We start from the raw sequence: 11,794 nt of genomic DNA on the forward strand, positions 1-11,794 counted from the left end.
GCGTCCTTGACTCCGCCGTGGAGCTTGAGGGACTTGGCAGTGGCGACGAGGATCGTGGCAGCGGGCTGGAGACCATTCTGACGGCAGACGATGTCGAGGAACTTCTCGGCACCGAGGTCAGCACCGAAGCCTGCCTCCGTGATGGCGTAGTCGCCGTAGTGGATCGCCATCTTGGTGGCGACGACGGAGTTGCATCCGTGTGCGATATTAGCGAAGGGACCGCCGTGGATGAAGGCGGCGGTATTCTCGGTCGTCTGGACGAGATTAGGCTGGAGGGCGTCCATCAGGAGGACGGTGATCGCACCGCCGATCTTCATGTCCCCTACGGTGAAGGGGCTGCCGTCCTTCTTATACCCCACGACGATGTTGTCGATGCGGCGACGGAGGTCGTCCATATCCTTGGCGAGACAGAGGATCGCCATAATCTCGGATGCGGGCGTGATGTCAAATCCTGTCTCATTCACTTCACCATTACCATCCCCGAGACCGGTGACGATGTGGCGGATGCTGCGGTCGTTGACGTCGAGGACGCGCCTCCAGGTGATCTTGGAGAGACCCTGGTCGTCGTTGCGGTGACGGTAAGCGTAGTTGTCGACGAGGGCGGAGATGGTATTATTGGCTGAGGTGATGGCGTGGAAGTCTCCGGTGAAGTGGAGATTGATCTTATCCATCGGCAGCACCTGGGAGTAGCCACCGCCGGCGGCGCCACCCTTGATGCCGAAGACCGGACCGAGGGAGGGCTCGCGGAGAGCGACGATCGCCTTCTTGCCGATCTGATTCATCCCGAGGGCGAGTCCGATGGAGACGGTAGTCTTGCCGATACCGGCCTTGGTGGGCGTGATGGCGGTGACGAGGATGAGGTGTCCGGCACCGTGCTGCTTCTCCTTGAGGACATCCAGGCTGATCTTACCCATGTAGTGACCATAGGGGAGGAAGTCCTGTGTGGGGATATTCAGTGACTGAGCGATCTCCTGGATCGGCTTGAGCGTCGCTTCTCTGGCGATCTCGATATCTGATTTCATAATTGTGTAGTGATTTGGTTTGGTGTTTCACCAAAGGTACCCATAATTTTGCATCAGACTACTATCCGGACCTGACCTCATCAGGGGAGACGCACTGGAGTTTTACCTCGCCCGCCCGATCCCGCAGGGATCCCCGCCGCCGGGGAGTATCGTATCGGGCAGGATAGAGATTGGTGAAGTCTAAACCCGGTATTAGTGATCACTAAACCCGGTAATAGTGACGACTAATACCGGGTTTAGTTCGGGGGCGCAGGGGGGTAGCAAAAAAAAGAGGTCTCCCGCAGGTGATTAGCCTGTGGGAGACCTCTTCTTTTTAGGTAGAGACGGGATTACTTCTCCTTCATCTCTGCTCTTGCCTTCTCGCGGAGGAGCTTGTGGCGGCGCTGCGTGGGCGTCATGTCAAACTGTCGGCGACAGAAGACGGTGAAGTGGCTGGGGGAGGAGAAGCCAAAGTCCTTGATGATCTCCGAGAAGGGTACGGCGGCATCAGCAAGCTGCTGGTCGATGTACTTCGCCTTCTCCTGGAGCATCCAGGTGTAGGGGGGCATATTGAAGGACTCCTGAAACTTCTTCTTGAAGACCCGCACCGGCATCCCCCTCTGATCGGCCAGATCCTGCACCGTCTTGGCTCGCAGGAAATTCTGGACCACAAACTCCTTGAAGTCGATCTCCTGACGCAGTAGGGGTGCCAGTAGCCAGGCCACCTGCTCCCTCTCGTAGAAGGCGCCGAGGTAGAAGAAGAGCTCCTTGAGCTTCGACTCGTAGATGTTGATGCAATTGAGCTGATGGTCGTGCATGTAGATGATGCTCTGGAGGACCATCTTGATCGACTCGTGCGTGGGGAGTGAGATGAAGACGTGCGATGTGGGTGCCTTGTCCTTGAGTCCGGAGATGGCGTAGTTGTCGCAGAGCTGCGTGGGCTTGCTGAAGAAGAAGGTGTAGACTCTCGTCTCCTTCCCCTCGCCGTAGATCGTGACTGTGCGCTGCGTGCCGAGGAAGAGGAAGAAGTCCCCGCGGCAGGCGTGCTTCTCCGTCTCGTCCCTGTAGCTGTACGACGCACTGCGCGTCTCTACGAAGACAAACATAAAGTGCTTCTCGCTGTCGATGACCATATGCTCACCTCGCCCCAGGGTATGAGCCTTGAAGGGGCAGCGTAGAGCGCATCCGTAGTGGTGACAATTGAGATGTCGATCGAGATCGACTACATCTTTCTTATTATTCGTAATCATTAATCCTCCATTACTCTATTTCTCAGCGGTATCAGGTCTTTGTCTGCCTGTACCAAAAGTTTTACAAAGTTAGGTCTTTTCGGTCAGATAAGCAACCGAAATCCATAAGCGTTATTGTACATTCTCTTCTCTCGGGCAAAAACTATTGATGCGAATTCTTGAAGATGTCGCTCCGTGCTTCACTTTCTTTTAGGTACCTTTGCGATTAGATAATTAGTCTAATGCTGTCTTTCAATGTAATTATGAATAAGCAATCTGCTCTCGCGCTGCTCCTCGTAGGAGCACTCACTATACTGGCGACCATCTCCTGCACCGGCAAGGGAGGTAAGGAGGAGCGCCACGTGCCACCGCTGAAGATCGGCGCCATGTCCTCGATGGACTACCTACCCTACGTGGTGGCGGAGAAGATGGGGATCTATGACTCGCTGGGGCTGGAGGTGGAGATCGTCAAGTTTTTCTCTGCCAACGATCGGGATGCCGCCTTCCGTGCCGCTCAGGTGGATGGTACCGTGATCGACTATACCGGTGCGGCGATCCAGCATGCGGCCGGGATGCCTCTAGCGCTCATCACCGCCCACGACGGCTACTTCGAGATGATGGCGACCGACGGTCTCTCTACCATGGAGGATCTGAGGGGAAAGAAGGTGGGCGTCTCCCGCAATACGGTGATCGACTACTCGACCGACCTGATGCTCCGCGCCGCCGGTATGGAGCCGACGGACGTCGAGAAGCCGGAGGTGAATAAGATCCCCCTTCGGCTCGAGATGATGCTCGGTGGCGAGCTGGAGGGCTCCGTCTTCCCCGACCCCTTCATCACCATTGCGAAGTCTAAGGGCTTCGCCTCCCTCTCCTCCACGAAGTCTCTCGGCATCTCTGTCACCGGTACGATGATGCGACGCGAGGCTCTGGACGAGAAGTCTGAGTCGGTGAAGCTCCTCCTCCGGGGGTACAATCTCGGCGTCGACTACCTGCTCTCTCATCCCCGCTCCGAGTGGCAGTCTATTCTCGTCGAGGATGCCGGCATCCCTGAGGGGCTGGTCGATCAGGTGACCCTTCCGGACTATCGTCATGCGGCGCTCCCCTCAGCCAAGGATATGGAGGAGACGCTTGCCTGGCTCCATGAGCATGACCTCGTCCCGGCGGACTATACCGGCGAGGGACTGGTGGACGGCTCGTACCTCCCGCAGTAACCGAGCTTATGAGTCGGGTGTCGATAGAGCACCTCTCGGTCGCCTATAAGGGGCGACGAGGCGAGACGGTGGCGGTAGAGGATCTATCGCTCACGCTCGGGGATGGAGAGATCCTCGGGCTGACCGGTCCCTCGGGGTGCGGTAAGTCGACGCTCCTCCACGTCCTCTCCGGGATCATCACCGACTATGAGGGGACGGTACTGATCGATGACCTGCCTCCGGACCCCAAGGTCCACTCCGTGGCGCTTGTTCCTCAGGGCTTTGCCCTCCTCCCGTGGATGACGGTGCGAGAGAATATCCTCCTTCCCCATACCCTCGGAGGGAAGGAGTGTCCCAACCTCTCCCACCTGGACGAGGTGCTGGAGACGCTTGAGATCGCCCCCTTCATCGATCGCTATCCGCGCGAACTGAGTGGCGGACAGCGGCAGCGGGTGGCTCTGGCGAGGGCGATGGTGCAGGACCCGGACCTGCTGCTCCTCGATGAGCCCTTCTCGGCACTCGACATCGGGACGGCAGAGCGGAGTAGGACGCTCCTGCAGCACTTCCGCCGCAGCCTCGGACTGACGACGATCCTCGTGAGCCATAATGTGGAGGAGATCGCCGGTCTCGCCGAGCGGGTCATCGTGATGGGTGGCACCCCGGGACGCATCCTCTCCGAGACGAGAGGAGCGACGGCGGAGCGCATCGCAGAGGAGATCAAGTCATGAGACCCGACAGTATCACTTATCGCTTCCTCGTCGGCACGCTGCTGATCAACGTGATCTGGTACGTAGCCTATCTCCTCATCGGCGAGGGGGCCTTGGTCTCGCCACTGGTGGTATACCGTCATCTGCCGGCACTCCTGGCAGGGAAGATGGGTCCGCACCTCCTGGCGAGTCTCTACCGGATCCTCCTCGGCATCCCCATTGCACTGCTCCTTGGGCTGGTCATCGCCTGGCTGATCTACAGCTACCGTCCCTTCGGGCGGGCGATGAATGCCCTCACCTACCTCGCCTATCCGATCCCGAAGCTCGCTCTCCTGCCGATCGTTATGCTGATCGCGGGTCTGGGCGATGGGGGGAAGGTGGCAATGATCGTTCTGATCCTGATCTTCCAGGTGATCGTCAACGTCCGTGACAGCCTCACGAATATCCCCCAGGAGAGCTTCCACATCGCTCGCTCCCTCGGCGCTGATCGCTGGCGTGTACTGCGGTACATCCTCCTGCCGGCTGCGCTGCCGGATATCCTCTCCACCCTGCGTGTCGCCATAGGGACGGCGATCTCAGTCCTCTTCGTCACCGAGACCTACGGCACTGACCGCGGCATGGGGTACTTCATCACCGATGCCTGGATGCGCTTCGACTACATCGATATGTACGGCGGGATCGTCGTCCTGAGCATCACTGGATTTATCTTGTTTATTCTTACAGATATTGCTGAGGAGCACTTCTGTCGATGGCGCTCAGCAGGTCACTAATTGCACTTCTTTATCTTATGAAAAAAGCACTACTATCGCTTCTCCTCCTCTTCGTCCTAATGCCCGGTCTGGCGGCACAGGGGCACCACCACTTCGATAAGGGAAGGCGCCTCGAGATCCACGGGTACGGTCAGGTCTACTACGATGCGCTACTGGGACCGGGGAAGAATTCCTTTGGCGTCAATAAGTCAGAGCTTATGGGGACTATGCGGATCACCGACCGGTGGAGTGCGACCGTCCTCTTTCAGCTCAATAGCCCGGCGATCCTCAAGGAGCTCAACATGTCCTACCGCTTCGCTCCGGAATTGAGCCTCAGGGTGGGACAGATGAAGACGCCCTTTGGGCTGGAGAACCAGCTGGCTCCCTTCCTCAATCCGCTGAGCCTTGGCGGAACAATGCCGACGGTCTACTTCGCCGGCGTGGGGATGGATCCGCTTTACTCGGGGACCTCCGGGCGAGACATTGGTCTCGAGCTATCAGGAGATCTCTGGGACAGGGTGCTCTCGTACAAGCTGGCGGTGATGAATGGTCAGGGGATGAATGCCCTCGATCTCGGCACCACCAAGATGTACGGCGGTGCGCTCTACATTCGCCCCATCTCTATGCTGACGCTCCACGCCTCCTACCTCGGTGGTGAGCTCCACGCTATGGGGTCTGGCAAGGGGGTCGAGGCGGGTGCGCCCTATATCCGTCACCGTATTAGTGGTGCCGTGCAGCTGACTACCAATCCGGTCTCCCTGACGGGTGAGTATATGTATGGCAAGGATGCCGAGGTCAGCAGTCAGGGTGCTTACCTCACCGCTGTGGCACATATGACCAAGCGGTATGACTTCGTCGCCTCCGTCGATTACCTCAAGACCGGAATGGGTCCCGGCAGTCTCCTCACCAGTACGCTCGGCGTGCAACATTGGTTTGGCAAGCTCTCCCGCTGGCAGCTGGAGTATCGTCTCGTCGCACCGCAGGGTGAGGGACATGGCCCGATGGACCACCACATCCGGATGCAATTCCAGTTCGGCTTCTGACGGTTAAGTTTTTCTGGCTAACTTTGGTCTGTATATAAAACCCGTTAGCCATGAATAGACTTACACCTCTTACTCTTCTACTCGCTCTGACCCTCTTCGCCACCTCATGCGGCGGGGGGCGGAGCGAGTCGCTTTTTCCCTCCGATGTGATGACTCGTGCGGAGAAAGCCCTCGAGACGAAGATCGACACCCTCGGCATCGTCTCTCCGACCGACTCCCTCCGCTTCGTCGACGTGACCGCCGAGGAGCGGGACGCCATGACCTACCTCTACGCCTACATGAGTCTGCCGGATCTGATGGATCACAGCATTGCCTATCATCTGGATAATGTCCGGGTGACGCTGAGGGCGAGGGAGGAGATGCCGTGGGGGAAGGAGGTCCCGGGCGCTCTCTTCCGCGCTTTTGTCCTCCCGAAGCGGGTGAATAACGAGGTGCTGGATGACTTCCGGACTACCTATTACGACGAATTGTCCGCCCTCGTCGATACCATGACGATGGAGCAGGCGGTGCTGGCGCTCAATCGTTGGGCCCATAAGCACATCACCTACCAGCCCTCGGACGGTCGCACCTCCAGCCCCATAGCCACGCTTCGGAATGCCCTCGGCCGCTGCGGCGAGCAGAGTACCTTCGTCGTCGCTGTGCTCCGGACCGTCGGTATCCCGGCACGGCAGGTCTATACGCCCCGCTGGGCGCATACGGACGACAACCACGCCTGGGTCGAGGCGTGGGTAGATGGGAAGTGGCACTACCTCGGGGCGAGCGAACCCGCCCCCGTGCTGGACAATGCTTGGTTTGACGCCCCGGTGATGCGGGCGATGATGCTCCATACCACTGCCTTCGGTGACTACGATGGCGACGAAGAGGTGCTGAGCAAAAACGATTGCTTCACCGAGCTCAATGTGACGCCCAATTACATCCGTACAGCACCGATGACCGTCCGTGTCGCGGACGAAGCCGGTAAGCCGGTCGAGGGCGCCACCGTCACCTACCGCATCTACAACTACGCAGAGCTTTACCCCCTCGTGACCCGAACAACCGATGACCGAGGAGAAGCGGTGACCAATTTGGGCCTCGGGGATGTGGTGATTTTTGCCTCCAAGGGCAAGGATCGGGTAGCGATGGAGAAGATGACCAATAAGGAGGGCGGCAGTACCCTCGAGCTGACCCTCCGTCCCCTTGACACCATCCCGGCGGAGCAACACCTGCGGCTCACCCCGCCGGAGGAGCAGACGCCGGAGGTTCGCCACACCGAGGCCCAGGCGGCGGAGAATGCCCGCCTACTCGCCGAGGAGGATGCCATCCGTGAGGCGTATACCGCCACCTTCCCCACAGCAGAGCAGACCGCCTCACTGGCTGACGAGCTGGGCGCCATGGGCGAGGACCGCACCCTGCTTCTCGACCTCCTCCCCAAGAGCCGCGGATACCACGCCACGATAGAGCGCTTCCTCCGCCAGTCGGCTGAGAGCGGACAGCTGCACCACGCCCTTCTCCTTCTCTCTTCTCTCACCGAGAAGGACCTCCACGATGTCTCCATCACCGCCCTTGAGCAGGTACTCGACCGGGATCTCTCAGACGCCGACTGGCAGGACCCGATGATCTACTGCCCGCGGGCTATGGACCGTGAGCCGATCGCTCCGCAGCAGCCGGAGCTGGATCTGATCTGCGAGCAGATCCTCGGCAATGGGGAGCTCAGCCGAGCAGAGCGAGTGACCCGGATCCTCGATCGTATGGGTCAGCTCTCGTACGACAAGCAGTACAATCCGCTCAACCTCCCCATGACGCCCGCCTCCACCTGGATCCTCCAGCGCGGCAACCAGCGCTCCCTCACCGTCCTGCTGATCCGACTGCTCCGCACGGCCGGGGTACCGACCTGGTATGACTTCGGCAACAGCGTTGTCCGCTACCGCGACGATGAGGGTAGGGAGCAGGTGATCCCTTTTCTAAAGGAGGAGAAAGAGTCCGCTGTCGACTGTCCCCTACAGCTCACCTACGAGCAGGGGTCGAATACCGTCCGCACGCCCCACTACACGTCTCACTTCACCGTCGGCTACTTCGATCCTGCCGGCGGACAGATGAGGACCTACTACTTCGACGACATGGTTCCCTACACCGACCTGCAGGGCAAGTCGCTCCTCTATCCGGACAACTTCCTCCTCTCCGGCAGCAGGCTTGCCGACGGCACCGTCCTCACCTCCATCCGGAGGATGAATTGCGGGAAGCCGATGGCGATCGACTTCGACCGGGAGGAGGGCGCCCTGGCGGTGATCGGAAACTTCGACTCCGAGTCGCTCTACCAGGATCTCGCAGGAGAGGAGCGCTCACTCCTCAGCACCACGGGACGGGGCTACTACCTCCTCGTGCTGGCACGCGATGCCCACGAGCCGTCCGATCATATCCTCCGCGACTTAGGCGCCATCGCTGACGGGTCCGGCAAGCTACCCATACCGACCGTTGTCCTCACACCGCAGAAGCCCTCTGAGGCGCTCCACAACCTCCTCCAGGGAGCCTCCTGGGGCATCGACACACAGGGGCTGGATAAAGCGCTTGCAGAGGGTCTGGAGCGCTCCCTGCCGCTTGATTACCCCGTGGTGATCGTTGCCGATACCTTTAATCGCGTCGTCTACTTCCACCAGGGTTACACCATCGGTATCGGTGGGCAGATCGCCGATGTCCTCTCACGACTATGAATAAATTCTCTTTCCTCTCCCTCCCCCTTCTCGCCCTTCTCCTCTCCGCCTGTGCGCAGCAGCTAGAGCTTACTGAAGAGACGGAGCAGAGGATCTATCCCGACTTTATCGCCTCTGCGCCGCATCTGCGTGTCCTTGATGACCGCTGGGAGGCAGGGGATCAGATCGGGATCTTCTCCTCCCGCGAGACCGATGTCCCTTATGTCACGACGCATGGGGACGGCGCCTTTGGCCCACGGAGTGATCGGCGCATCTCTATGGCGCCAGAGGGTGAGACCTTCCACGCCTACTACCCCTACAGCTACGGCGGTGGGGGATCTGTCTCCTTCGACCTGCGAGACCAGTGCGCTCTACTCTATGGGGAGGGTAAAGGAGTCAAAGGGGAGACCCAGGTGGAGCTCTCCTTCTCTCACCGTCTCTCTCAGATCCGTGTCCGACTCGTCTCTGAGATCGAGGGGTTAGACCTCTCCGATGCAACCGTCGAGCTGCAGGGCTACCGCTCGGGAGGGCTGATGGATAAGCGGAGCGGCGCCATCACCCCGGGCGAAGCGGTGGAGTCCCTCTCTGCGGTGCGCTATGGAGACACCTTCGTCTCCTACATCCTGCCCGGGGAGACGCTTGGTGACCCATCGCACAAGATCCAAATCGGCGTGGGGAGCAAGACGATCACGCTGGATGAGCCAACCTTTGAGCAGGTCACCAGGTCGGAGAGCGGTATCTACTACTCCCTGATCCTGCACCTCAAGCAGTCTTCTCCGGCAGTCTCCTCCGGGGGCTTTTCTGCCTCCATCCGCTCCTTCGTCGAGGGCGGTCGGATCGAGGGGGACATCTATCTGGACGACCCTACGGTCGGAGTTGGTGAGCGGACGCTGCTGGAGGAGCACTTCGACACCTCGCTCGGGCAGATGACCAGCCATACCATCATCGGCAGGGGGATCGACTTCTATGCCGAGGAGGGCTGTGCTACCGTCTCGAGTCGTAGCATGGGGATCACCAAGATCCTGCTCCTCTCGCCCCCGCTCGACTTCACCCACGTCTCCGATGCGCGTCTCTCCTTCACCCACAGCATCCTCCGAGGTAAGCGGATGGAGGAGGAGCAGAGGCTCTACGTGACGACGGAGGACTTCCCGCTCGATGACCCAGAGGCGGCTCGGTGGCAGCAGGTGACCATCCCCAGTTACCCGGCATCGCAATCGGAGGACTTTGTTCCAAATTCGATCTCCCTACCCGACCTTGTCTATGGGAAGTCGAGTGTCCGCTTCGCCTTTGTCTACACCAGCAAGGGCTACGAGAGTGTGAAGTGGCGCATCGACGACCTGCTCCTCCGGGTGACCGACAGCGGATCGGTCGAGGATACGCCCGATCCGGGGAGGGACCCGGGGGATGCGAAGTGGCTCTTCGATGGCGCCGACTGCGAGAGTGAGGCGGACTTCAGAGCCGCACTCGGCAAGCAGGGGTTGCGAAGTTATGCGGTCATCTCGCGGGACCACGCCAATCCGGTTCGCGGTCAGGTGCTCTCCGTGGTCAAGCGGCTCAATGGAAATGAGTACCTCCTCTCCTTCAAGGGCGCGATCCCCTCTGGCACGGAGACGATCTCCTTCCTCCTCAAGGGCGTCAGCTCCGCCCGCTCTATGTCGGTCAATGTCTACTCCGATCAAGTGGGGGCAAATGGTCAGCAGAGCTACGTCTGCTACAATCTCGGCGAGGTAGGCTCGCGTGATGTCGTCCTGCAGCCCGAGCCGCGGAATCTCTACAAGGGTACCATCAACACCCGCGGTCAGTGGATCAAGGTCTCCCTGGATGTCAGATCGGTAGGGCTCAGCTCCCGGCGCGGTGGCGAGTCGCTTGCCATCAAGCTCGGCGGCGCATCCGACATCGACCTGATGCTGGACGACTTCTGCTTCCGGTAGATCCGCTCCGGGTTGCAGATATTCCATCTCCGGCACCGACCTCCGGAGCACGTGCCGGGACTTACTCGATCGATACCACCTCCGGATGCTGATCCTGACCTGCGGTGTCAATGGCAGTCACATATTCACCCCGGAAGATATGTCCTACAAGGAGACCCCTAAGGTCGAGGTGGCCGACACCGTCGGGGCCGCGGACTCCTTTACTGCTGCCGTTGTGGCGAGCATCATCAGGGGAAAGTCTGTAGCTGAGGCACACCAGCGAGCTGTCGAGGTCTCCGCCTACGTCTGCACTCAGGCAGGCGCCATGCCGACCCTCCCTGCCAAGTTTACCACCTGATCGTCCTCCCCGAGGTGTGTGACACCCTCGAGGGGTCGGGGTAGTCAGTTGCGTCTCTCCTGCCGGTATGCTCGTACATTTGCGACTCACTTATCCCGACCTGATCTCCTCACGAGGTTGGGTCACTAACTCAATCAAAGATATGACGTACGGATACATCAGAGTCAGCAGCGACAAGCAGACGGTAGAGAACCAGCGCTTCGAGATCAACAACTTCTGCAAGAGAAACGGACTTCAGGTCGACGACTGGATCGAGGAGACCATTAGCGGCACCAAGGCCTACACCAAGCGCCAGCTAGGAGACCTCCTCCGCAAGGTGACACACGACGATATCATCATCTGCAGTGAGCTCTCCCGCCTCGGCAGAAACCTCTTTATGATCATGGAGATCCTCAATATCTGTATGACAAAGGAGTGCCGTGTCTGGACCATCAAGGACAACTACCGCCTAGGAGACGACATACAGAGCAAGGTCCTCGCCTTTGCCTTTGGTCTCAGTGCTGAGATCGAGCGCAATCTGATCAGTCAGCGCACCAAGGAGGCCCTCGCAAGGAAGAGAGCCGAGGGCGTCATCCTCGGACGACCCAGGGGCAGCAAGACCGCACCGGAGAAGCATCCCCTCTACCGCAAGAAGCAGCTGATCAAGGGACTCCTCGAGGAGCAGATCTCACTACGCAAGATCGCCAGGATCTGCAAGTGCGACCGCAACACCCTCTCCCGCTACATCAGGGAGGTCATCTCCCTCGAGAAGGAGCCTAACTAAGGGGACAACAGATACACTCCGTCAAGCAATAGCCCTTACTCTACTACCGGTATTATGTAGAGAGCCCGTAAAAGAGCGTTTTTGTCCAGCAACATGCGACCCCCTCCGCCTTCACCTCCGCCCCCTGGGTCATCCTCACCCCCATCGAGCAGCGCATCAAGGAGAAGATCGAGGCTGT

At 59.5% G+C, this 11,794-nt stretch carries 9 protein-coding genes and 1 pseudogene; 8 read left to right on the forward strand and 2 right to left on the reverse strand.

Annotated elements, in window-relative coordinates:
• Both Q0F21_RS02675 and Q0F21_RS02680 read right to left on the reverse strand, forming a co-directional pair.
• Positions 1 to 1,022, reverse strand: a 1,022-nt coding sequence (locus Q0F21_RS02675; RefSeq protein WP_297237142.1) for a formate--tetrahydrofolate ligase, incomplete at its 3' end; no start/stop codon positions are given.
• A 329-nt stretch (positions 1,023 to 1,351) separates the two neighbouring features.
• Positions 1,352 to 2,251 carry an AraC family transcriptional regulator gene (locus Q0F21_RS02680; RefSeq protein WP_297237144.1) on the reverse strand — a complete coding sequence of 300 codons (900 nt, stop codon included), beginning with the start codon at positions 2,249 to 2,251 and terminating at the stop codon, positions 1,352 to 1,354.
• Positions 2,252 to 2,493: 242 nt separating this feature from the next.
• Here Q0F21_RS02680 and Q0F21_RS02685 point away from each other — a divergent pair, with 242 nt between their 5' ends.
• The 8 genes and pseudogenes from Q0F21_RS02685 (at position 2,494) to Q0F21_RS02720 (ending at position 11,616) form a co-directional block, all read left to right on the forward strand.
• Complete coding sequence (locus Q0F21_RS02685) at positions 2,494 to 3,441, forward strand: ABC transporter substrate-binding protein (RefSeq protein WP_297237146.1); 948 nt, start codon at positions 2,494 to 2,496, stop codon at positions 3,439 to 3,441.
• 8 nt (positions 3,442 to 3,449) lie between these two features.
• A complete protein-coding gene (locus Q0F21_RS02690) occupies positions 3,450 to 4,148 on the forward strand; it encodes an ATP-binding cassette domain-containing protein (RefSeq protein ID WP_297237148.1) in 699 nt (232 codons plus the stop codon).
• Positions 4,145 to 4,897 (forward strand): ABC transporter permease, encoded by a 753-nt coding sequence (locus tag Q0F21_RS02695; RefSeq protein ID WP_297237150.1) that lies wholly within the window; start codon positions 4,145 to 4,147, stop codon positions 4,895 to 4,897. The genes Q0F21_RS02690 and Q0F21_RS02695 overlap by 4 nt, the downstream gene beginning before the upstream one ends.
• Before the next feature lie 17 nt (positions 4,898 to 4,914).
• On the forward strand, positions 4,915 to 5,919 hold the full coding sequence (locus tag Q0F21_RS02700) for a hypothetical protein (protein ID WP_297237152.1): 1,005 nt from the start codon (positions 4,915 to 4,917) through the stop codon (positions 5,917 to 5,919).
• Between the two features lie 50 nt (positions 5,920 to 5,969).
• Positions 5,970 to 8,606 carry a transglutaminase domain-containing protein gene (locus Q0F21_RS02705; RefSeq protein ID WP_297237154.1) on the forward strand — a complete coding sequence of 879 codons (2,637 nt, stop codon included), beginning with the start codon at positions 5,970 to 5,972 and terminating at the stop codon, positions 8,604 to 8,606.
• Positions 8,603 to 10,516, forward strand: coding sequence for a fimbrillin family protein (locus Q0F21_RS02710; RefSeq protein ID WP_297237156.1), 1,914 nt, complete (start codon positions 8,603 to 8,605; stop codon positions 10,514 to 10,516). Before Q0F21_RS02705 ends, Q0F21_RS02710 begins: the two co-directional genes overlap by 4 nt.
• Positions 10,517 to 10,577: 61 nt before the next feature.
• Positions 10,578 to 10,853 (forward strand): annotated as a pseudogene (locus Q0F21_RS02715) (PfkB family carbohydrate kinase); the annotation flags it as partial.
• 142 nt (positions 10,854 to 10,995) lie between these two features.
• Positions 10,996 to 11,616 (forward strand): master DNA invertase Mpi family serine-type recombinase, encoded by a 621-nt coding sequence (locus Q0F21_RS02720; protein WP_297133074.1) that lies wholly within the window; start codon positions 10,996 to 10,998, stop codon positions 11,614 to 11,616.
• The last annotated feature ends 178 nt before the right edge of the window (positions 11,617 to 11,794 follow it).

The sequence above is a fragment of the uncultured Porphyromonas sp. genome, assembly GCF_934359325.1.
Classification (GTDB): domain Bacteria; phylum Bacteroidota; class Bacteroidia; order Bacteroidales; family Porphyromonadaceae; genus Porphyromonas_A.